Consider the following 23,480-nt stretch of genomic DNA (forward strand, 5'->3'; position numbering starts at 1 on the left):
ACTGCTCTATTTATTAATTTCTCCTTTTGCTGCTTTTTCAAAGAATTTGCCGCAATCCGTCAATTTAAATGTGTTCCACGATTCAATCATGCCGGGAGTCCATTGAGGATCATACACCCACCACATCCAACTTATGCCTTTCCCTTCAAGGTATTGAATAATTGCCTTTCCATAATCGCCATTATCTTTTATACTTCCATCTCCCAATGTAAAACCGATTTCAGTTGCAATTACCGGATATTTATTGGCGGCAAATCCAAAATCTTCTTCCCATTTCGGGACATACGGTGGAGTACGTTTGTGCGGATAAGGATGGGTGACATAGCCAATTCCCTCTGCATGGACAGGAGCATAATGCAACGGCGTTAAATCATAGGCCCAATCGAAGCCGGCAACCAAGGGAATGCTGTGATTATCATAAGAACGGATTAATTGAATCAACTCTTCATTGAGGGTCTTCCATTGCTCCCATGACAGATTTCCAAGTTTACCATTATAATCGGTCGGTTCGTTGAAAAGTTCCAGAAATGCAACAGTATGATTACCACTGAAATGTTGTGCAATAGTGCGCCAAAAATTAAACGTTTCGGCTTTTGTGGTCACATACATCGGGTCTTGAAATAAACCTTCATCCAAATTTCCGATGGAATGCCAATCGATGTCCACATACAACCCTGTTTCGGTGCACCATTCAACAGCCTGATCAAGTAGTTTCAGATAGTTAGCCGGCGTTCTTTCCCTCCATGCTATAGGATGTACTGGAATACGCACCACCATAGCTCCAAGTTGTTTAATCCTAACAAACAGAGCTTTATTCCATTGTCCCTGATGTTCAATCTTATCAGGATCGGCAATGGAAAGACCGCGAAAGAGAACCGGTATGCCTTGAGGGTTTACGAAGCGATTTCCTTTGACACTGATTCTGGGCAACAATTTCGCATTGGGAGCGGGAGTACTATTATAAACCGTATTATCTTCCCACCAGTGATGAAAAGCAGGTTGTACGGTCTGCGAACTCACGGACTGCGAAATATTTACCATCAGCCCTATAAACATGGATAAGAGGATAATTTTTTTTCTCATGTGTATCTGTTTAGGTCTAAAATAATGTGTACTGTTTTGTCGATTTTTAAGTGGATCAGGCTATAGGTTCGCTTCTACAATTAAATCGGCATGGACATCCTGTTGCTTAATATCGATTGAAAGCATTTTTGTTGCAGCATCCCAACTCCAACTTGTACAGGGCTTCCCATTCAGACGCAAGCTTTTTGGGTGTGGTGTATTTATCACAAATATTTTATATGCCCTTTGCTTCACACTCCCTTTGAAATTTCCTTTTGCAGGGTGAATCAGGATCTCCTGCGACACCTTATTTGTATATATATAATCCAGGTTAGTCCATCTATATGCTCCCTTTTTATATGAAAAACTAATGCCATCATCTTCATAAAGGCGAAAAACGGTTTTCCCTGTCTTCACAGGGGTATATACATAAATGAGCAATGTATCCAACGGTACACCGGAATAACTATAATAAGGAGACATAGGAATAATAGCCCCTGCCTTGACAAATAATGGAAACTGAAATAACGACTTGGATACGGATATTTGTTGATTTCCGCTATACAATGTTTGGTTGAAAAAATCATACCAGTTGCCTTGAGGGAGCCATACATTTCTTGTTGTATAATCGTTTTTATCAGAAGATGCCTGTAAAATAGGAGCAACCAGAAAATCATTTCCAAACATATATTCATCATATCGATATGCTTGACCTGACTGGGGATATTCAAGATACAACCCCCTGCACAAAGGCATCCCGGTATCATGGGCAATCCTTGTCATAGTGTATATATAGGGCAATAACTTATATCTTAACTGAATAGAAACTCTTGCAGAACGAAGAACGGTATCTCCCCATTGCCAAGGCAGTCTTGACCCAAAGTCAAATTCCCCAGGCTTGCATGGTGGAGTCCAATATGCTGCTTTTTTGGCATGCACCCTGAAAACAGGAGACATCGCTCCCAATTGAAGCCATCGGGCAAATAGCTCTCCTGTTGGGATATATCCCGACAAGCCTTGCGGCATATAGCCTCCGATATCATGAGACCAATAGACTCCATTATTACTCCCAGCAATATTATTTTCCAAGCAATAAGCCATTGTGTTCCAACTAATATACGTATCACCGGAAAATCCTACCGGATAGCGATGGTTACAAAGGACGCCGGCATGTAACCGGTTCAATATAAAAGTTCTTTTATGAGTCTCCTGAGCAAGGTACTTTTGATACCACTCAGACGAATAGATGGAGTTTTCGCCATCCACCCAAAGAAAATCAAACCCATCTTTAATCAGAGGAGAAATATAGATATCATAAAAGGCTTTGAATTGTTTTTTGTTCTTTACATCATAATGAATATCCGGCTTATCCGGCTCCCATGACATGCCCGGGATTAAAGATTTCGCATAATCAATGCCTGCCTTTCGACAAAACTCCATGATATGAGGATCTTTGGCATAAATTGCCCCGGAATGATGATTAAATCCGGTTTCTACATGTACGCTATCAGCCCACAGATTAAATACCTTTAGATCAGGAAAATTACAAGTATCAATCTGATAACCATACCATTCATTGGTATGCCAGCACATGTCTAAAACAATAGCATCAATAGGAATTCTTTCCTGGCGAAATTTATTGACAATATGCTTATAGTCGTTTGCCGTATAATCCGCCCAACGAGAATAAATAAGGCCAAGCGACCATTTTGGTAGCATGGGAATTTTCCCAGACAAACGATAGAAATCGTGAAAGGCCTCTCTAAAATCATCTCCATAACCCATTACATACAGATCTTCGTATCTATCTCCCGGGTTATACAAAGCAAGCGTATCCTGCGTATGTCTGAACACAGAAAAACCTCTTCTGCTAAGTATTCCGTCAGGAATGAGATGCAAATGGCTTTTGGAATGAATATTATTTTGCTCAGCATATTTCAGGTCTCCATTGCAATTATCCAAAGATGGAATTACACCTCCTAAGTTCAAGGTATCTTGTGCATCCAACCTTTTAAGAATCATTACAGGATTTCGTCTTAAGGATACTTGAATCCCACCTTGCGTAAAATCTTCGTGCGGATTGTACCAGATAAGTAGAGAGTCAGTCAGAATTACATAGGTTGCACCGTGTTGTTTAATACTGAAAAAGACTTTCGGGAATCGATAATTGATGATGCTTAAATCATGTGCAGAAGGGTTTAATTTATCTCCTTTCCAGATTCTGAACATGGTTGGTGAAAGAATTTGAATACAAACATTCTTAAACACCAAAACATCCCCGGCCTCCTTATATTCCTTCGAAAAACTATTAGAAACAGGAGCAACAATAAATAATAGTACAAATAATACCCTACTAACATCCTGCTTTAATCTGACAAAGATGTTATTTGTAATACAATTTTTAATATGGCTCTTCAACATGCACATAAGATGAGAAAAATCAAAAACAAATATACAAACCAAAAGCCTGACAAAGAAAATAGTATCCGTAAGCACATTGTTTTTAAATGTACTTACGGATCTCTACTTTACACTACATGATTAACTATTAAACTATGAAGGACAAGCCATATTAACTAAAAGTATATCCCTGACGTTTGAATATCCAGAACCAGGCAACTCCCCAAGCTCCGGCTCCTGGTTCAGGAGCACCCAAGATCATCACATTATTATCAAGATAAAGAATATCATATGTATAGATCGGAGTAGCATTGTAGTTAGGTTGATACCCTAAACTAACAGTTGCCCCTGATAATGTTAAAGTCCCTATAGACCAGTTATTATCATTCGTAGCTGAAGGAGGATTCGAGGTCGTTAATGTTTGAGACATATCAAATTTAAATGTACCCTTATAAGTTCCTGCTGGTAAACCTTTTGGAGTAGTACCGGAAAGAATTTGATTATTCCCTGTTATTAACGTAAAATTAGCTCCTCCATTCAAATCAAAAGTCATTTGATCAGTTGCGACTCCCCAGCCTTGTAAAGCAGAAAGACCATTTGTCCACCACGCAGCAGCATTACTAGCAAGATATCCACCATTGCCATAGCACATGCCTGCTGCATTGCCGCCCGGAACCCAATTAGCAGGAATATCAGTAGCCCACACCCATGTTTTTGAACCTGTGCCAGCCAAATAAGTCCAAGTTGGAGAGAGAGCATGATCTATAGTAGAAATAGTGATCGACACAGAATCCTTAACGATACCACCAGCAGTTGTTCCATAAAAATAGATCGTATTTTTACCAAGAAACGGAAGCAAAATTGTATCAGTCTGACTAGTAGACGTTCCAATCCCGGATACCCACATTCCTGCAACATCAGGTGTGTTATTTATCATTACTATCTGATTCCCGCCAGTTGTTGTAGCATGTACATCTAATTTAAATTGAGATGCAGGAATAAGAGCGCCAAGAGAACCGTCATTACTTTGTATTGGATTACATGCAGTAAGCAACAACAGCATGAACGCTGCGATACCATACCATAATTTATTGTATTTCATTGTTATATCATTTTAATGGTTACTATTCAGAGGATAGACTCATTATTCCGTGATGAGTCTATCCTCCATAATCATTTTAATTTCCCTGATAAGTTCTGTCTCCATCAGTAGAATTCCATCCGTCATTTTGTTGGAGTTCTCCGCTGGAAAGAGAGATTTGTGTTTCAGGGATAGGTAAGAACCCTTTTGTTTCGTTGAAACGGGTCACATTAGGAGTATAGGTTGTTTTAGTTCCGGCATTCCAAATAGTAGCTCCGCTTTCAGCAGCAAGATCAGTAGCCATTGTTCCCCAACGAAGTTCATCCCAGTAACGTACGCCTTCGAAAGCCAATTCTGCCTTTCTTTCTTGCTGTATTGCTGCTAATGAAACTGCGGTTAAAGCAGGCAATCCAGAATGTTCATGGACATCATTCAAATAGGTCAAAGCCTTTGAACTGCCTAACTCAGCACCCATTAATAATACATCAGAGAAACGAATCAAAATCAAATTTTGAGTGTTATCTGTAGATGTATTATACGTTAAAGTAGGATAAATTTCATGGCTATAGTTCCAGATATTGCCAGTGGCACCTGCGCTAGCCGGAGCTTTTACATTGATTGGAACATATTTCTTTTGCCAATATCCGGTTTCCTCCCATAAATCTCCACCCCAAGTATATGAAGGTGTAATCCCTTCATTGGGATCGGTAACATCACAAACCGAACCAACCTTACGCAGATCCCCCGGCAAGAACCAGCTAGTAGTGTTGAACACCGTCGGGCTAACAGTACACCAGCCCCAACCGTAACCAAAAGGCAAAGTTCCTTGCAATCTCCATCCCTGGAATAGATCTATGCTATTGCAAAACGAGGTACTTTGATTGTTGTTCCAACCTCCAAAAGTTGAATATACAATCTGGAATACAGCTTCATGATTGTTGCCACCGTTTGAACCATCATCACCAACCCATGACAAATCATTGTTGATAGCATATGGATAGGTGTTGTTAGCGCTTTTGTACGAATATGGCCATAAATCCCCGAAAGTAGACACAACAGCATACCCACTATTGGCAATACAATCATCAATCCAGCCCACAACCTCAGCATTAGTAACTTTACCGCCGCCAACCAAAGGCATGGTTGCATTCGAACCAAGTTGACTGTAGTTTCGACCATAAGCTTCTCCATTATAAAATAAAAACACACGAGCCATCAAAGCCTCTGCCGCCCACTTTGTAGCATGCCCCGGATCTAATGAATTATAAGCAACACCAGGCATGCTGTCAATGGCAAATTTAAGATCAGAAGCGATTTGTGCATAACAACTATCTACTGAAGCTCTTTTAGCTGTAGGATAAGCCGGATCGGTGATTAAAGGGACTCCCGTCATCGTTCCGCTAACCGGGCCACCAAACAAACGCATCAGATCAAAATAATTCATGGCTCTCATAAAATGAGCTTCTCCTGCAATTTGATTCTTTTGCGCTTCATTCGACCATCCAGTTACTTGACCAATATACTTAATCAGATTGTTTGCCCTGAAAATGCCTTGATAATAATTAGCCCATGTACTTCCATATTGATCTGTCTTTGATTCTTGCCATTGATCCATGGCTCCTTGATTGTCATGTTGTCCACCACCACTAAAACACTCATCTGACATTTGTTCGGAAAGTAAAAAGATAGAACCTCCATTATTAGGGTCTATGGCCGAACAATAGGATGAATAAATAGCGGTCAGTGCTTGTGCAGCATCCGAAGGTGTTTGATAAAAATTGGCAGTTGTTTTTGTTGTCAAATCCTGCGTATCCAGAAAACTTTGGGAACATCCTGATAAAGTCAATATCAGGACTGCAGATAAATATATTGCTATCTTTTTCATACGAATATTATTTTATAGATTAGAATTTAAGATCAACACCAATCATAACTGTCCTTGGTGAAGGATAATATCCTATATCAATTCCTTGAGACCAACTATCCGGAGCATATCCGACTTCTGGATCCATTCCACGATATTTGGTAAAAGTATAAGCGTTTTGTATGGTTGCATACAATCGTGCTTGCTGGAGTGGCATAGATTTCCAGATATGTTTGAAATCATATCCTAATGTTAAGTTGGAAATCCGGAAATAATCACCTGATTGCAACCACATATCAGAAAGATAATTATTGTTATTGTTCCCGTTTAATGAAACACGTGGCATTGTATTCGAAGTGCCAGGTCCATGCCACCGGTTTAATATCCCCGTTGTATAATTAGCGAGCGGATCATTTAATGAATTCCAGTCGGTAGCCTGAATAATCTTATTACCGGAAACACCAGTACCTAAAAATGAGAAATCAAATCCTTGATAACTTAAAGCAATCGTTACTCCATAAGTATAAGGAGCGTGTGGATTCCCAATATTTGTCATATCGCTGTTATCAATCTTGCCATCACCATTAATATCAACGAAGCGGATATCACCTGGCACAGCGTTAGGCATAATTAAGCCTCCGTTTTTATTTTTGTAGGCAAGCACATCAGCTTCCGTCTGGAATATACCATTAGTTTTATATCCATAGAAACATCCTGCCGGCATACCTACTTTTGCCACATACCAATAACTATTGTTCCCATAGAAACCTTTTTGTCCATAAATAGGAACGCCACCTTCAATCTTAGTTACTTCATTGTGATTAAAGGAGATATTTCCACTGATATTATACTGGAACTGACCAATATGGTCTTTCCAGCCTAAATTAATTTCATAACCTCTATTCAAAATATTGCCACCATTAATATAAGGAGCATTAGTTCCATAAACGGCCTGAACAGGAGCTTGTACTAACCAATTATCAGTAGCCTTATTATACCAGTCAAAATTTAATGTTAAGCGACTATTAAATAAATTGGCATCAAATCCTATGTCTGTCTGGGTTGATGTTTCCCACGTCACATTCGGATTTGGGATAATATTAGGATAAGCCCCTGCACTTTGGGCTGTCTTATCTCCAAAGGTATAGTAATTACCTGCACCAACTCCTCCTGTTTGAATCGTTGATAAATAATTGAAATTAGGAATTGCCTGATTCCCGTTTTTACCCCAGCTTGCACGTATTTTCAAGAAATCCAACCACGATTGGGTATTTTTCATAAAGGATTCATTAGTAATAATCCACCCTGCAGAAAATGCAGGGAACGTTCCCCAACGGTGTCCTGCTGCAAAATTAGAAGAGCCATCGTCTCGAACTACCGCAGAAAACAAATAAGTACCTTTATAATCATAATTCAAACGACCAAAATAAGAAAGGATTCCTCCTCCGCCCCATGATGAACCGCCAACAACAGTACCTCCAGTCGAAGAAATGGTAGGAGTATTAGATAAATAAGCATATTCAAAACTATTGAAAATATTATTCTGATTCGATGCATTCATTGATTCTCCAAGATTATCCCGCTCTGCCGATTCACCGGCTAAAATAGTAAAGTTGTGTTCCTGATTAATCTTAAAGTTATAGGTGATCGTATTATCCCACATCCAGTTTAAACCCACATACATACTTTGGGAGGTATTGTTCACAGAATTGCCTACAGCAGTGGTTGATGTAGATACAGACCCTAAATCATATGTTGGCTGAAAAGAGCGGTAACTTCCAGCAGAAACATTGGTACTAAAACGAGATGTTAATTCAAGGCCTTTAATGGGAGAGACCGTGGTATAAAAACTTGCTGTCAGATTATGATTCTTGGAACTATTCAATCCACGAGTATAAATCATTGTTGCAATAGGATTATTCTGAAGGTGATCCCATGGAATAGGATAGCTGTACAAGCCTTTTGCTCCATAAATTGGCAAAAATGGATTAGCTGATTCCATGTCATAAATATCATTCCAATAACCATTGCTCACAGCAATACCACTCTTTTCATTAAATGAATAGTTGATATTTTCGCCTATTTTCCAAATAGCTCTATTACTGTTTGTTATGATTTTATGATCACTGTTCATCCGGAGATTGTAACGATCAAAATGCGAAGCGACCGGCTTACCTAAAATCCCGTCCTGAGACATATACGACAATCCAAATGAATAAGTTGATTTTGCACTACCACCTGTTAAGTTCAATGAATGATTTTGAATCGGCGCATTGTCATTGGTAATAGCTTGCATCCAGTTCGTACCTTTATTCGTTCCTGCTAAAATAGCAGCTGCATTGGGTACAAGTGGCACTTGCGCTCCATAATCATTCCCATTCAAACTTGTTGCCAGTTTGGTTATATCATACGGCATTTGGCCACTATTAACCATTCCTTCGTTAATAATAGTCAAATATTGTTGAGCATTTAAGGTGTTAGCCGTTTTATAAACATTTTGCCACCCATAATAACCATCATAAGTGATCGTCGGTTTCTCATCTGTTTTTCCTTGTTTTGTTGTGATAAGTATTACTCCATTTGCAGCGCGGGATCCATAAATGGCTGCTGTAGCATCTTTCAATACATCAACGCTTTGAATATCTGAAGGAGATAAATTGTCGATACTTCCTACAACAACTCCATCAACCACATATAAAGGGATAGCATTCCCAATTGTTCCCATACCACGGATATCAATCTTATAGCTATCACCAGGCTGGCCATCTGACTTGGTAAGTTGAACCCCAGGCGTGCTACCTTGCAAAGCACCCAGTGTTGAAACAGTATTCAGCTTCTGAATATCATTACCCGTTACCTGAACAGTCGCACCTGTCATTACTTTCTTTTGTTGAACGCCATACCCGATAGCGACTACTTCATTCAGGCCAATCGCTTCATCTTCCATAGTTATATTTACTGACAAACGGTTATGAACACTCACATCCTGCGTTTTCATCCCTACAAAAGAAAACTGCAAAGTACCGTTTTCAGGTACCTGATTGAGTCTGAACACACCGTTTGCATCAGTAATCGTTCCTTTTGTTGTTCCTTTTACAACAACAGTGACACCTGGAAGTGGATTACCTGATTTGTCAACTACTTTGCCGCTCACCGTTTTTTCTGCTTGACTTTGATCTGTTTGTGCCGAAGCTGCATTAGTATTTACTGCATAAACACCAGCTCCGGTACCAAACGCTATAAACAATAATAGCATCAAAGCTCGTTTCATCTGTTTGGGTAGAGGGATCGTTGTGCCTCTCCCACCTTTTGTGGTTCTTTTCATAAATTTGTTCATGTTTTAAATGAATACTCACCTGCATCAACAGGTGATGGTTAATTAATAATGAATGCAAATTGTGATTTTAATGTACCAAAACCAATATTGAGCTATAAAAGACAAGACATATTGATTTTGCAACGCGCTATTTTTTGCATAATTACCATCGGATACCCGACTTAACGTGACCTCAGACAACTTCGATTTGTTATTCTCTACTTATCTGATGTAAGGATCATTACTCAAAATACTATTTACCCTAAACAAACAAAGAGCAAATTGAATTGGAGTTTTTGCAGATGTGTTAGTTGATTTTGTGTGGTGTAAGTGTAGTTTTTCGTGTTATGTCATGGTTTTAAGTGTTTAAATTAACATGGTAATAAAATCTTGCTATATACATATCATTTGTCATCCCTAGTGTGAATAGCTAATGGCTTGTCTAAAAAAAACACACTAATAAACATATGATTATAACTGCTCTCTTATCTTGGTAAGAAAACAAGAAACTGAACTGCGCAAAGTTAGAAGCCTTTGACGCAAATTTCAAGTACAATTTTATCGAAAAATGATACTTTTCCTATATTTGTTAAAAAAGGAGCGTTTTTAACAAACAAGCATTCGACGAAGTCACACTATCACTTTCTTTTTATGATAGTTATCTCTAAATTCTTTGGGTGAGCACCCTTTGCGTTTACGGAAAATACGATTAAAATTAGAAAGATTATTAAAACCGCTACTGAAACAAATTTCGCCTATGGTTTGTGAAGAATCAACTAATAAACGAATAGCATTCCCAATGCGAATATCTAATAAGTAATCCGTTACACTTTTACCTGTCCGCTGTTTAAAAAAACGACTGAAAGAGGCCTCTGTCATATTGACACTTTCGGCCAACTGAGCCAGACGAATCTCCTCAGCAAAATGGGAAGTAAGATAATCATGCACTTTTTGCACACGACGACTTTCATTTGTGATGGTAGATCTTGCAAATGTAGTACTGGACAACGTCCTCACATCATTACTTAATGACAGTTCGTACAGCAATGTAAAAAAGCTAATAACAGCATAAAAACCCTGCTTCTCATGGGCAAGGGAGGTAAGCAAAGGTCTGACAACCAAAATTGTGTTTAACGGAAAAACTAATCCTTTTTCTGCTAATTCAAGCATCTTCTTGATGCTCTTGAACTGGTTTTTATTTAATAATCCCTGAGAAAAGAGTTCTGGAGAAAATTGAATCGTAATTTCATGAATTTCATTTGAGGAACACTGATAATTCTCCCACGTATGCTCCAGTTCTTTACCTGTAATAAGAACTAAATCATAATCGCCAATCACCTCTAAAGAATCACCGACAATACGTCTCGTCCCCCTTGCATTTTCCACATAATTGATTTCACAATCAGCATGTTTGTGCAATGGAAAAGTAAATGTTGATTTAGTACGATCGACAATGTAAAAACAATCTTTCTCAGATAGCGGAGTAAGTTCCTGAAGTATGGTATTATTGAACATGATACTTTTTTATCATCTTAAGGTGATGACAAAGATAATGTAAATTCTTGACTATGGAACTTCGCCAACACGACAACAATAGCCATTTATTGAAATCGTTTCTTTCGGATAAAAAGATAAAGAGCAGCAAAAACTAACAATAAGAGCACAGGGGCCAACACATTGATTAGTTGCCAGGTTAATTTTCCTTCGGTGCTGGCCAGCCGGTTAAGCAGCCTAAGTTTAAATTGGCGTGAACGAAGATTCATCCAGCCATCCTGATCACTCAGATATTGTACAGCATTGACAATAAAAGCCCGGTTACTGTATTGGCGATTAGAATACCGGTCATATCCCAAAGGCAAAGCCTGTAATTTTCCCTGGTTATCCTGAACATCATTACGAATTATATCGCCATCCGACACAACAATCATGCGCGTAGGTTTACTAAAGCGAGCAATGGGTGTATGAGGATCAATCCCTTCAGGAACCATCTGATTAGCAAAATCGGACGTAAAAATTCCAGAAAGAGCCACAGCAACAGGTACATTTTGAATATTAAAATAATGTTGATCTTCCGGATCAGGCAAATGCTTTAAATCAATAAAGGCAGGTGGTGCTAAAATATGTGATGCATTAGAGGTAACCAGCAATATATCTGCCTTAGCATGAACCGAGTCTCCCACCAAATCAATGGATGATGCAAAATCCGCCTTTACTGCACCAAGATTTCGCGTAACAGGATTATATGGAGAAGTAAGTAATAGCGGAGAGAAAAACCAAGGCATGGGTTTAAACTGTGGTGGATCATTCTGGCGGGCAACATTCACCGGAACATTTATACACTGAACATCCTCCACAACGTCCGGATTGATACGCACACCATAACAAAAAAGTTGGTCGCTCAGATTTACATCCAGAGGCAAAATGGTGGCTTGTCCATTCCGTGTAAGATTCTGCGTGTCAATATTTGCTCCATCCACAAGCCACAACACACGACCTCCGTGCATAATATATTGATCAATAATAAATTTTTCCTGCTCGGTGAAAGGTGTTTTGGGTTTTGCAATAATAACAACTTTAAACGGATCCAGCGCTTTAGGATCAGTACCCAAGCTGCCACGATCGATTTCAAAATAGCGGCTCAACGCTGTCGATGCATCATACACTTCTGCTTCTGAAAGCTCGCCGTTGCCTTCCAGAAAAGCAATCTTCTCTATCTCTTTTGATTCTAACCGACGAATAGCATCCGTAATTTGATATTCCAGCTCTTCAACAGATGCATTCAGGTTTTCATCTCCTGAATTTCCTGGAATGTTAACCAATAAATTCACCGGTACCGTATCATGATGGGCAATGATTTCCGCCCAGGGAAAAATAACTTTTTCCACAGCTTTCCCATTGCCATCCTTTTCATACACAGTTGTAGCATGTAATCCTCTGTTCTCAAGCGCTGCATACGCTTTTGCCTGAGCTTCAGATGAAGATTGATTCGTCGGGTCAATAAAATGAATATCAATAGGTTCTTTAGAATAAATTTTTAATTCATCCAACAGATTGGCAGTCGCATTTTTCAGTCTTAAAAAGCCCACATTTAAGTCCCCATCCAGATATACATTCACTTTCAAAGGATCTTGCAATGATTTCATCAGATGCTTTGTATTGGAAGATAACGAAAAGCGTTTATCCGATGTTAAATCTATCCGAAAAAAATAATGTCGAGACAATATGTTGACAACCACAATAGACGCTATGATCAAAAAAGACTGAAACATAAGCTTTCGCGTTGTCGCGCCAAACCGGAACCATTGCATGAGGGAACTCGTGTAAAAACAGTTAGTAAATTACAAAATGAAAGCTAGAAATCTTACTGGCACATGATTACGCGCCTGCATGCCATGCGTCAGTTCTGCATTGAAATAAATCGCATCGCCCTCTTCTAAAATGATTCGTTTCCCATTGATCTGCAACAACAAGCTCCCTTCAATGACATAATTGAATTCCTGACCCGCATGTGCATTTGAAGGAAATGGAGCATCCGAAGGTTCAACCGTTACAATAAACGGATCGCCTTTCCTATTGGCAAAGCCGGCTGCCAATGACTCATATTTGTATGCTTTGCTACGTTCCAGAGCAACCCCTTGTCCTTTCCGGGTTACATAATAAGCATTCATACGTGGTTCATCACCAAAAAGCAACGCAGTCATCTCAACGCCATAATGAGAAGCTATGGTGTGCAACAATCCAACTGGAATATCTTTTTCTCCACTTTCATATGCCAGATATTCCTGCTCAGACAACTCACACGATGCAGCCATTTCTTCTATATCAATGGCCAAAGCTTCACGCAAGCCGCGCAACCGGGCAGCAATTTGTTTAATTGATTCGTTCATAATTAATAATTTACCAACAAAACATCACACTGTTTGAAGACGGATAATACATTGGCCCAGACTTTCTTCCCAGTGTGTAATAGGAATATGGAATGTATTTTTGAATTTCGTTTTATTCAGGACACTATAAAAAGGACGTGGAGCTTTAGCCGGATAAGCGGAAGATTCAATAGGTTGTACATTGCATTTTATCCCCGCAAGGCGATGAATGGCTATAGCAAAATCATACCAACTACAAACGCCTTCATTTGAGAAATGGTATGTGCCAGTTCTGAAATAATTCTCATCCCGAATGGTTTCTTTCACAATGTGTACAATAGCAACAGCCAGATCAGCAGCATATGTTGGAGTTCCAATCTGATCATAGACAACCGATATCGTGTCTTTTTCCTTGCCTAATCTGATCATGGTCTTCACAAAATTATTTCCAAAAGAGGAATAAAGCCATGATGTGCGAAGGATAATAGCATCCAGGCAGACACGAAGCAATTCTTCTTCTCCTTCGGCTTTTGATTTACCATAAACTGTTTCAGGAGCCGTTTGCATATCTTCTACATACGGATGATACGTTTTTCCGCTAAAAACATAGTCAGTCGAAACATGAATAACTTTACAACCAACAGAAGCTGCTACTTCTCCGATATTGCGTACAGCATCACGATTAATTGCATAACACAGTTCTACATCATCTTCTGCTTTATCAACAGCTGTATAAGCTGCACAATTAATGATAAAGTCCAAAGAATACCGGGAACCAAATTGTTCTAAAGCTTCTTTATTACAAATATCCAGTGTATCAACATCTGTAAATACAAAGTTCATATCATCCAATTCCGGCGCCAATCGTTGGATTTCGTTCCCTAACTGTCCATTTGATCCGGTTACTAAAATCGTCACCATGATTTGATTATTAAATAATTACAATTAATGGGATATAAAATTGAAATTCATTTCCGCCTCTGCGAAGTCAGGATGAATCTTGTCCTTTGGAGAAACAATAGCTTGATCTGTTGGAATACGCCAATCAATAGCCAAAGCAGGATCATCAAACCGAATACCTCTTTCAGCCGGCTGATTATAATATTGATCACATTTATAACTAAAAATGGCTGTCTCGCTTAACACCGAAAAACCGTGAGCAAATCCTTGCGGAATAAGAAAATGTGTTTTATTGTCATCCGAAAGTTCAATGCCAACCCATTGTCCGAAAGTAGGCGATCCCTTACGTAAATCGACAGCAACATCCCATACTCTTCCGACAATTACCGACACGAGCTTGGTTTGCGCGTGAGGAGCAAGTTGATAATGCAACCCACGAATAACACCGTAACTCGATTGAGACAAATTATCCTGACAGAAAGCAATATGAATATTATGTTCAGCCAATTGTTTTTTATTATAGTGCTCCATAAAGAAGCCACGTTCGTCTTTGAAAAAGCGATTTTTAACAATCAGCAAATCAGGAATTTGTGTTTTAATTATTTCCATATTCTTTAGGCTCATGAGCGATTTTAAGCAAATATTGTCCGTAATGGTTTTTAAGCAATGGCTGGGCCAATTGAATCAATTGGTCTTTGTCAATAAATCCCATGCGGAATGCTATCTCTTCAATACAAGCAACTTTCAGACCTTGTCGGTTTTCAATAGTGGCAATGTAGTTTGAAGCTTCCAGCAAACTATCGTGCGTTCCGGTATCCAGCCATGCCATACCACGTCCAAGCATTTTAAGCGACAGTCGATTTTCTTGCAAATAAAGACGATTCAAATCGGTAATTTCCAATTCTCCCCGAGCAGACGGACTCAACGCTTTGGCTTTTTCAACCACATCGTTTCCATAGAAATACAAGCCTGTCACAGCATAATTTGATTTAGGATTTATCGGCTTTTCTTCCAGACTCAGCACACGACCGTTAGCATCAAACTCTGCCACACCATATCGCTCCGGATCGTTGACATAATATCCGAAAACAATGGCTCCATCCTTTAAAGCTGCGGCATCCATCAGTTGAGAAGAGAAGTTGTATCCGTAAAAGATATTATCTCCCAAAATCATACAGACTGGACTACTCCCAATAAATTCTTCTCCTATCAAAAAAGCCTGAGCCAATCCGTCGGGTGACGGTTGAATGGCATAAGTAATATTGAGTCCAAAGGAAGAGCCATCTTCAAACAAATCTTTGTATAAATGAATATCTTGTGGAGTAGAAATAATTAATATTTCACGAATTCCGGCTAACATCAAAACAGATAACGGATAATAAATCATTGGTTTATCATATACTGGAATAATCTGTTTCGAAATAGTTTTGGTAACCGGATAAAGACGGGTACCAGATCCTCCTGCTAAAATAATACCTTTCATGAGTTTATAATTTTGTTTGAACACCTAAACTACCACCCAAAAGCCACATCATCATCCATCCATTTACCCTGGACTTTCATTACCTGTTCCAAAACATCGCGGGCACAACCTTCACCTCCATTACAGGGAGAAACATACAAAGACAGGGCTTTGATTTCAGGAGCAGCATCAGCAGGGCAAACAGGAATGCCGACATAGCTCATCACTTTATAATCAGGGATATCATCTCCCATGTACATAATTTCCTCTTTCGCCAGATTATGAAGTTGCATAAAATGCAATAAATCTTTCATTTTGAAATCAGAAGCCATATAAATATCCGAAACGCCAAGCCGTTCAAAACGTAAACGCACAGCTGCTGTATTACCACCTGTTATAATAGCAACATGAAATCCTTTTTTTACAGCATGCTGAATGGCATAGCCATCTTTAATATTAACCATTCGCATCGGTTCTCCATTAGGATGCAAAGGTATTGTTGAATGTGACAATACTCCATCAACATCAAAGACAAATGCTTTGACCTGAGCCAGTAATTCTTTGAAATTTGCCATACATTAAATGATGCAGATATGAAGTTAAAATCTATTACTTGTAACGAAATCGCTGATTAAAACCAATGAGAAAAATGAACTATATAAAACAAATAAGGCCAATTGTTTGAAAATCAAACGACCGGCCTTATTTTAAGTTGTCCCGCGAAGATTCGAACTCAGACTAACAGAACCAAAATCTGCTGTGCTACCATTACACCACGGGACAAGCTCGCTTTTCTTATAAAAGCGGTGCAAAGTTAATGGAATTATGTCTTTCCACAAAATTTTTGCACAATTTTTTATCTCAATAAAACCAAAGCCTTCTCTAATTTGATTCTTAGCACGGCGCACCGTTCTAACGATGTAAAAGCTACATCAAAACACACACATACGGCATACAATTATTCTTTATTCGTTGTTATTGTATCCAAGCTGACTTTCTAACTTGGCAATTTTTATCTCCTGATTGTAAATAGTCGTCAAAAGGGCGTTCAATTCTTCATTGTCGATACTTGACGGATATTCTTCTTTAACCCGATGAATAAAATCAGATAGAATATTCATATAATTTGTAAAGGCATCATATGGTGACTCATACTGGGGCCAGATAACAAAGCTATTCCATGGTTTAGTCGTCATAAAATGAAAATTTTCAGATCCCTGAAGACACAGCCAATCCCTTTTTATGCTTCGGTCAGAACAAAGGCGAACGCGTTCCCCGAGAGCATACAGCTTTTGTAATGCTTCCGTTTGCATGATATTTCCAGTCCAGTGACTAACATCTTTTTCTTCGCCGCTCCATGAATGAGGATAAATAACAGTTATAGGAGAAATTGGATTAAACTTTTGAGCTATTTCGGAAGGAGTTGAAAATGTGATACGATTGGCAAGTGCATGAAATGGAATTGCTTTTAGAAATTCAAAAATGCCGCTTTCGGGTTTCTGGCGTTCTCCAAAAGTCTGATATCCCATACAAATATTGAAAATTTGCTCCGAAGCGTCGGTTGATTTAATCCATCCCATAAATTTTTCAGCAGTCAGAGGAAAATCAGACCAACTGTTATTGGAAAAACGAAAACCAATATCATCACTTAGACGCATGTTACGAACCAAAATTTTCAAATCGGGAATGACCGCATGTCCATAAAGAAAATTTGGACTTTTCCAGCCTAATAATTGCTTGGCACCTTCAGTTAAAATGGTTTTAAATCCCAAATTATAAATCATCTCTCCTATTTCATCCGAATAAATCATTTCGGTATTGCAAAACGTAGTAGGCCTTATTCCAAACAACTCAAAAATAGTATTGCTATGTTGCTGAACCTGTTGCGTAAATTCATCCGGATCAAACATTGACGACAACGAATGAGCATATGTTTCTGCAATGAATTCCACATTACCGGTTTTGGCTAATTCGGAAAAACTCTCCATTACCTCTGGCGCAAATTGCTCAAAAAGTTCAATGCTTACTCCGGAAATCGAAAGCGCAATTTTGAATTTTCCTCTCGAAGTCCTGATCAGTTCCAACAGCAATAAATTGAGCGGCAAAATCGATGTTTTTGCTAATCGTTGTACATTAGCTTCATTGGCAAAATCATCGTAATAATAATGATCTTGATCTATTTCCAAAAAACGATACCGGCGGAGCATCATCGGGACATGCAGTTGAAAGTAGAAACAGATGGTTTTCATTAAGAAGAGGTTTTGTAATTAAAAAATTCCGGAAAAACTTTTAGCATGGGCAATTCCAATAATATTGCCACACACAAAAGTAAGTTATTTTTCAGCAAAACACAAAAAAAGCACCTCTTTTATAACAAGGGTGCCATCGTGTGAAATAGAAAAAATGCTATAGCTCTTTTATGAAGGCTCTTCTGGTTTTAACATGCTTTGTTTCAAAGCTATCCCAAAGAGTAGAAACCTTCTGGTTCGTTTCCAGTTCAGGATTACTTTCGGCATATTCAAAACCTTCACGCGCATATTCGGGCATAAGTTCGGCAAATAACATTGCACTGGCTCCTTTTACCTGGTAATCAGGGCGTACTGCCATTAAATATAAGTCAACCACTTTACTTTTTCCATAAAGCGCTTTGAGTAGGTAAATAAATCCGAAGGGAAAAAGTCTTCCTTTTGCTTTTTGCAAGGCTTTCGTCATGCTAGGAAGGGAAAAACCAAAAGCCACAACTTCATCTTCCTTGTTCACAATGATGCTGGCTAAATTAAGCCGTGCTAATGACAAATAAAGACCAATATAGAATTGTATCTGTTCGTCAGAAAGAAGAGAAAAACCATACAAATCACTGTAGCAAACATTCAGCAAATCAAAGATTTTTTTTCCGTAATTTTTTGCCAACGTTTTTGTCGAGCGAAAATGTAACGCTTCTAACTGGTATTTTTCTTTTACAATTTTAGCAATTCGAAAATGCTTTTCAGGAAATACCTTTGGTATCTGGATATTATATTCTTTCCAGTCTATATCTTTTTGATAACCTAATGCAGCCAAATGTTCAGGATAATAAGGAAAATTATAATTGGTTGCCATCGTGCCCGGTTTGTCAAATCCATGAACGAGCATACCTTCGCGATCAAAATCGGTAAACCCTACAGGTCCATGAATCGCCGTCATTTTTTTCTCTTTTGCCCAAGTTTCAACTGCCTCTAAAAGTGCTTTCGTCACTTCCAAATCATCAATCATATCAAGCCAGCCAAAACGCGCATGTTGATAACTCCACCGTTCATTAGCCCGATGATTAATGATCCCAGCTACACGCCCTACCATTTTATTATCTCTAAAAGCCATAAAATAGCGGGCTTCACAAAAAGCAAAGGAAGGATTTTTTTCTTTGTTCAACACAGTCATATCATCCATCAACAAAGGAGGTGCAGCATATGGATGGTTTGAATAGAGGCGAATGCCAAACAAGACAAATTGTTTTAATTCTTTTTTCGTCTGTACTTCTCGTATTTCTATTGACATGGTTGATTTTCTTGTGGCTGCAAATATACAAAAAAGTTATTAAACAAATAGGCCGTTCCTGGACAGAACGGCCTATTGCAATACGTTGTTTCAAAACACATTAATTGTTTTCTGGACGAAGCTTCCGAACTACAGCACCAGCTTGCCACATTTCACTATTGCGCATAGCGGCTAACTCTTCTTCCAATTTTACACGATAGTCCGTCTGGCTGTTGGAGTCGATGGAGCGCTGTGCTTCATTTCCGCAGGCAACTTCGGCATAAAGTTTTTCAAATACAGGTTTTGCAGCATCACGGAACGGCTTCCACCAGTCAAGTGCACCACGCTGAGCTGTTGTAGAGCAATTGGCATACATCCAATCCATTCCGTTTTCAGCAACTAAAGGCATCAAAGATTGCGTTAATTCTTCAATAGTCTCATTAAATGCTTCGGAAGGTGTGTGTCCGTGAGCACGCAACACATCATATTGTGCAGCAAAAATACCCTGAATTGCTCCCATCAGGGTTCCGCGTTCACCAGTTAAATCAGAATATACTTCACGTTGGAACGTAGTTTCAAACAAGTAGCCTGAACCTACACCAATACCCAGAGAAACAACCCGTTCATAAGCATGCCCGGTGGCATCCTGGAAAATTGCATAGGATGAATTTAATCCACGGCCTTGCAGGAACATACGTCGAAGGGAAGTACCAGATCCTTTCGGAGCAACAAGAATTACATCAACATCTGCCGGAGGAATAATATTTGTACGTTCCTTGTACGTAATAGCAAACCCATGTGAAAAATAAAGAGCTTTGCCAGCCGTCAAATGTTTCTTCACCAGAGGCCAAACAGCAATTTGGGCAGCATCTGAAAGCAGATATTGAATAATAGTTGCACGCTGGCATGCTTCTTCAATTTCAAACAATGTTTGACCCGGAACCCATCCATCAGCGACAGCTTTATCCCATGTTTTGGAATCTTTACGTTGTCCGACAATAACATTGAATCCATTATCGCGTAAATTCATGCTTTGACCGGGGCCTTGTACTCCATATCCGATTATAGCAATCACTTCATTCTTCAATATTTCACGTGCTTTTTCCAATGGAAATTCTTCGCGGGTAACAACATTCTCGTTTACACCCCCAAAATTCATTACAGCCATATTACTTAGTATTAAGTTGATAAAAGTATTTCACTCCTTGCAATTCCGGAGCGTTTCTTATTCGTTTTTCTTCCATTTAATCTGCACTTTGCAAAGCGGTTCTTCATCAACGAACCGGCTAATCTGAAACTGATCTTTGTCTTCTTTTGCATGGCGAAACAGCATCACTTCTTCACCATATAAAGCTTCGTGCAAGAAATTGATATCAAATCTTTTAATCGCATGTTCAGCAAACCAGTCAATGGAATATTCATTGAGCACCCATTGCAAATATTTCATACTATTGACGTGTCTGTTAAAGTCAATATCACTATATTGAACTTTATGTCTGTTGATTGGAGTTCCATCTACCGACGGCAGCTTAACTGTCGATTCAACAGGAATGGGATTTCCACCAATATAATGCGTCAGGCTTGGCAACTTTGCCAAATCAACAGGTTTTCGGGTTTCCACATCAATCATTGCCCAATTTGTCGTAGCATAACCAATAGGTTCATTCTGCTCATTACGTACCGTAAAATTACGTGTCGTCGAAGCGAACCGGATGCTTTCAATCCAGGTTTCTATTGTAATCTGTTGATAAATGGTTGGCATCTGAAGAATTTCAGTTCCCATCCGGATCAACACCCAGGTATAATTTTCACGATTTAGCTCTCTAACGCCAAATCCGTTATCGTCTGCATTTTTCCCTGCCGCCTGAAGGATATAATCTCCAAGGGAATAAGCAAAAAGTTGCTCCATGAAGTCACCATCCTGTGGCTGCAATTGAAATGTATATCGCCCTAATAAACCCATTCCTCCTTAATTATCGATTGCTTACAATACGATCAAATATCATTGATATTGATTTAAAATTGGAAGCTAAAATCCCTGCAAAGGTACACTTTTTTAAGCAAAACACATAATTCTCCAATACAGTTTTTCCGCGTACTTCTATTTTCTTCTTTTCACAACTTGTTTTTTATGTGTAGACGAAGATCGGCCAATGTCGTTTTTACCCGTATAATGGTAATCTAATAATTTATCTATCAAATCATTTCTATTCATTTTTCGTAAATCATGCAAAATAGATTGTCTGTATTCCGGTTTGTACCAGAAAAAGAATCGTTGTTGCGATATTTTATCGCTGGCCTGTTTTGGCGTTTCAACCGATTCTCCCGTGTAGGGATTGATGCCTGAATAATACATCTCGGTGGACAAGGTCATGGGTGTGGGAGTGAAATCCTGCACCTGTTCCAGTTTGAAATGCAATGATTTGGTTATTACAGCAAGTTCCGCCATATCCATATTACTACATCCGGGATGACTTGAAATAAAATAGGGAATAAGCTGTTGCTTTAGGTTAGCATCGCGATTATATTGCTCAAATTTCTGCTGAAACTGTTTGAATAATTCAAACGAAGGTTTGCGCATCAGTTTTAAAACTTGTGGAGATGTATGTTCAGGCGCCACTTTCAACCGGCCTGAAACATGATGCTGAATAACCTCCTTTGTATATTCAGTAAGGCTTTTATCAACCTCACTGTTACCTGAAGGCTGGAGTAGCAAATCATAACGAATGCCACTGCCAATAAAAGCTTTCTTGATATAGGGTAATTGATCGACAGCTTTATAAAGACGAATCATTCTTGAATGGTTCCGGTCCAGATTCCTGCAGATAGCAGGAAATATACACGAGGGCCGTTTACATGCTTCGCAAATTGACTGGTCTATGCCGCGTAAGCCATACATGTTTGCCGATGGTCCGCCCAAATCCGTAAGAATGCCTTTAAATTCAGGCAATTTACCCAGTTGTTCTATTTCTTTGAAAATAGATTTTTCGGAACGGGAAAGTACCTGTTTCCCCTGATGCATGGAAATGGTACAAAAAGAACATCCACCAAAACAACCACGATGCGTATTAACAGAAAATCGGATCATATCGTAGGCAGGAATTCTTTTATCTTTATATTTAGGATGTGGCAGCCGGGTGTAAGGTAAATCGTAAGTAGCATCAATTTCTTCTTGTGTCCAGGTTTCGTAAGGAGGGTTCACCACCACCAACTCATTATTGCAACGTTGTGTCAGCCTCGCAGCCTTTATCTTATTGGATTCTTCTTCAATAATTCTAAAGTTCTGCGCTGATTTATGTTTATCTGCCAAACATGCTTCATGAGAAAAAAGAGCGATTGTTTCAGCGTTCAATTCTTCCACATTTTGATGATCTGAAGAAACCACAAAGGCCGTTTGTGGAATTGTCTGCAAACCGGTAACCGAACGATTCTGTTGTAATGCACGGGCAATTGCTATAATTGATTTCTCCCCCATGCCATACACCAGCAAGTCGGCTTTGCTATCAAGTAAAATACTTTTCTTTAATTGATCCGACCAATAGTCATAATGCGTAAAGCGGCGCATGGATGCTTCAATTCCCCCGATAATAACCGGAACGTCCGGGAATAAATTTTTCAGAATTGTTGAATAAACGATCGTTGTGTAATCGGGACGAAACCCTGAAACACCTCCGGCCGTATATGCGTCATTGGATCGCAGTCGTTTGTTCGCAGTATAATGATTTACCATGGAATCCATGCAGCCTGCTGAAATACCAAAAAAGAGACGAGGCGTTCCCAGTTTTTTAAAATCCCGGAGATCATCCCGCCAATTCGGTTGAGGAACAATTGCCACACGTAAACCTTCCGCTTCTAAAGTGCGTCCGATTACAGCCGCACCGAACGAGGGATGGTCAATATATGCATCGCCGGAGAAAAGGATAACATCCAACGCATCCCAACCACGTTGTTCTACTTCTTTTTTCGTTGTGGGAAGCCAGTTATTTTGAAATGATTCTTGCAATAATATGTTTTTT

17 protein-coding genes and 1 tRNA gene are annotated in these 23,480 nt (G+C 39.1%); all 18 read right to left on the reverse strand.

Features of this window, described 5'->3' with window-relative positions; translation table 11 throughout:
- Nucleotides 1–6 precede the first annotated feature (6 nt).
- Nucleotides 7–1,083 carry a glycoside hydrolase family 5 protein gene (locus FHX64_RS09095; protein WP_183413452.1) on the reverse strand — a complete coding sequence of 359 codons (1,077 nt, stop codon included), beginning with the start codon at nt 1,081–1,083 and terminating at the stop codon, nt 7–9.
- A gap of 60 nt (nt 1,084–1,143) precedes the next feature.
- A complete protein-coding gene (locus FHX64_RS09100) occupies nt 1,144–3,291 on the reverse strand; it encodes a glycoside hydrolase family 31 protein (RefSeq protein ID WP_183413453.1) in 2,148 nt (715 codons plus the stop codon).
- 343 nt (nt 3,292–3,634) lie between these two features.
- Complete coding sequence (locus FHX64_RS09105) at nt 3,635–4,564, reverse strand: hypothetical protein (RefSeq protein WP_183413454.1); 930 nt, start codon at nt 4,562–4,564, stop codon at nt 3,635–3,637.
- A gap of 76 nt (nt 4,565–4,640) precedes the next feature.
- A complete protein-coding gene (locus tag FHX64_RS09110; protein ID WP_183413455.1) occupies nt 4,641–6,428 on the reverse strand; it encodes a RagB/SusD family nutrient uptake outer membrane protein in 1,788 nt (595 codons plus the stop codon).
- 19 nt (nt 6,429–6,447) lie between these two features.
- Nucleotides 6,448–9,732 carry a SusC/RagA family TonB-linked outer membrane protein gene (locus FHX64_RS09115; protein ID WP_246392362.1) on the reverse strand — a complete coding sequence of 1,095 codons (3,285 nt, stop codon included), beginning with the start codon at nt 9,730–9,732 and terminating at the stop codon, nt 6,448–6,450.
- Between the two features lie 621 nt (nt 9,733–10,353).
- Entirely contained in the window at nt 10,354–11,238 is an 885-nt protein-coding gene (locus tag FHX64_RS09120; RefSeq protein ID WP_183413456.1) for an AraC family transcriptional regulator, read from the reverse strand.
- A gap of 86 nt (nt 11,239–11,324) precedes the next feature.
- Entirely contained in the window at nt 11,325–13,031 is a 1,707-nt protein-coding gene (gldG, locus tag FHX64_RS09125; protein ID WP_343053499.1) for a gliding motility-associated ABC transporter substrate-binding protein GldG, read from the reverse strand.
- Nucleotides 13,032–13,061: 30 nt separating this feature from the next.
- Nucleotides 13,062–13,610 (reverse strand): helix-turn-helix domain-containing protein, encoded by a 549-nt coding sequence (locus FHX64_RS09130; RefSeq protein ID WP_183413458.1) that lies wholly within the window; start codon nt 13,608–13,610, stop codon nt 13,062–13,064.
- A 24-nt stretch (nt 13,611–13,634) separates the two neighbouring features.
- On the reverse strand, nt 13,635–14,510 hold the full coding sequence (gene rfbD, locus FHX64_RS09135) for a dTDP-4-dehydrorhamnose reductase (protein WP_183413459.1): 876 nt from the start codon (nt 14,508–14,510) through the stop codon (nt 13,635–13,637).
- Between the two features lie 24 nt (nt 14,511–14,534).
- Nucleotides 14,535–15,098: a dTDP-4-dehydrorhamnose 3,5-epimerase gene (gene rfbC, locus FHX64_RS09140; protein ID WP_183413460.1), complete on the reverse strand. Its 564-nt coding sequence runs from the start codon at nt 15,096–15,098 to the stop codon at nt 14,535–14,537.
- Nucleotides 15,085–15,972 carry a glucose-1-phosphate thymidylyltransferase RfbA gene (rfbA, locus tag FHX64_RS09145; RefSeq protein WP_183413461.1) on the reverse strand — a complete coding sequence of 296 codons (888 nt, stop codon included), beginning with the start codon at nt 15,970–15,972 and terminating at the stop codon, nt 15,085–15,087. Before rfbA ends, rfbC begins: the two co-directional genes overlap by 14 nt.
- 29 nt (nt 15,973–16,001) lie before the next feature.
- Nucleotides 16,002–16,526, reverse strand: a complete 525-nt coding sequence (locus tag FHX64_RS09150) for a KdsC family phosphatase (RefSeq protein WP_183413462.1) — start codon at nt 16,524–16,526, stop codon at nt 16,002–16,004.
- 137 nt (nt 16,527–16,663) lie between these two features.
- Nucleotides 16,664–16,734, reverse strand: a tRNA-Gln gene (locus FHX64_RS09155).
- A 182-nt stretch (nt 16,735–16,916) separates the two neighbouring features.
- Nucleotides 16,917–18,200, reverse strand: coding sequence for a glycoside hydrolase family 57 protein (locus FHX64_RS09160; protein ID WP_183413463.1), 1,284 nt, complete (start codon nt 18,198–18,200; stop codon nt 16,917–16,919).
- Between the two features lie 157 nt (nt 18,201–18,357).
- Complete coding sequence (locus FHX64_RS09165; RefSeq protein ID WP_183413464.1) at nt 18,358–19,485, reverse strand: hypothetical protein; 1,128 nt, start codon at nt 19,483–19,485, stop codon at nt 18,358–18,360.
- Between the two features lie 100 nt (nt 19,486–19,585).
- The gene (ilvC, locus tag FHX64_RS09170) at nt 19,586–20,632 is read right to left on the reverse strand and encodes a ketol-acid reductoisomerase (protein WP_183413465.1); all 1,047 of its coding nucleotides are present in this window, start codon (nt 20,630–20,632) and stop codon (nt 19,586–19,588) included.
- 57 nt (nt 20,633–20,689) lie between these two features.
- The gene (locus tag FHX64_RS09175) at nt 20,690–21,427 is read right to left on the reverse strand and encodes an acyl-[acyl-carrier-protein] thioesterase (RefSeq protein WP_183413466.1); all 738 of its coding nucleotides are present in this window, start codon (nt 21,425–21,427) and stop codon (nt 20,690–20,692) included.
- A 138-nt stretch (nt 21,428–21,565) separates the two neighbouring features.
- The gene (locus tag FHX64_RS09180; RefSeq protein ID WP_183413467.1) at nt 21,566–23,467 is read right to left on the reverse strand and encodes a YgiQ family radical SAM protein; all 1,902 of its coding nucleotides are present in this window, start codon (nt 23,465–23,467) and stop codon (nt 21,566–21,568) included.
- Nucleotides 23,468–23,480 lie beyond the last annotated feature (13 nt).

The sequence above is a fragment of the Microbacter margulisiae genome, assembly GCF_014192515.1.
In the GTDB taxonomy this organism is placed as follows: domain Bacteria; phylum Bacteroidota; class Bacteroidia; order Bacteroidales; family Paludibacteraceae; genus Microbacter; species Microbacter margulisiae.

Bases quoted from the DNA above. Each gene is read 5' to 3' on its own strand.
- FHX64_RS09130 (WP_183413458.1), bottom strand. From the start codon at position 13,610: ATGAACGAATCAATTAAACAAATTGCTGCCCGGTTGCGCGGCTTGCGT.
- rfbA (WP_183413461.1), bottom strand. From the start codon at position 15,972: ATGAAAGGTATTATTTTAGCAGGAGGATCTGGTACCCGTCTTTATCCG.
- rfbD (WP_183413459.1), bottom strand. From the start codon at position 14,510: ATGGTGACGATTTTAGTAACCGGATCAAATGGACAGTTAGGGAACGAA.
- FHX64_RS09110 (WP_183413455.1), bottom strand. From the start codon at position 6,428: ATGAAAAAGATAGCAATATATTTATCTGCAGTCCTGATATTGACTTTA.
- FHX64_RS09100 (WP_183413453.1), bottom strand. From the start codon at position 3,291: ATGTTCAGAATCTGGAAAGGAGATAAATTAAACCCTTCTGCACATGAT.
- FHX64_RS09150 (WP_183413462.1), bottom strand. From the start codon at position 16,526: ATGGCAAATTTCAAAGAATTACTGGCTCAGGTCAAAGCATTTGTCTTT.
- FHX64_RS09115 (WP_246392362.1), bottom strand. From the start codon at position 9,732: ATGAAAAGAACCACAAAAGGTGGGAGAGGCACAACGATCCCTCTACCC.
- FHX64_RS09165 (WP_183413464.1), bottom strand. From the start codon at position 19,485: ATGTCAATAGAAATACGAGAAGTACAGACGAAAAAAGAATTAAAACAA.
- FHX64_RS09160 (WP_183413463.1), bottom strand. From the start codon at position 18,200: ATGAAAACCATCTGTTTCTACTTTCAACTGCATGTCCCGATGATGCTC.
- FHX64_RS09105 (WP_183413454.1), bottom strand. From the start codon at position 4,564: ATGAAATACAATAAATTATGGTATGGTATCGCAGCGTTCATGCTGTTG.
- gldG (WP_343053499.1), bottom strand. From the start codon at position 13,031: ATGCAATGGTTCCGGTTTGGCGCGACAACGCGAAAGCTTATGTTTCAG.
- FHX64_RS09120 (WP_183413456.1), bottom strand. From the start codon at position 11,238: ATGTTCAATAATACCATACTTCAGGAACTTACTCCGCTATCTGAGAAA.
- FHX64_RS09175 (WP_183413466.1), bottom strand. From the start codon at position 21,427: ATGGGTTTATTAGGGCGATATACATTTCAATTGCAGCCACAGGATGGT.
- FHX64_RS09095 (WP_183413452.1), bottom strand. From the start codon at position 1,083: ATGAGAAAAAAAATTATCCTCTTATCCATGTTTATAGGGCTGATGGTA.
- rfbC (WP_183413460.1), bottom strand. From the start codon at position 15,098: ATGGAAATAATTAAAACACAAATTCCTGATTTGCTGATTGTTAAAAAT.
- ilvC (WP_183413465.1), bottom strand. From the start codon at position 20,632: ATGGCTGTAATGAATTTTGGGGGTGTAAACGAGAATGTTGTTACCCGC.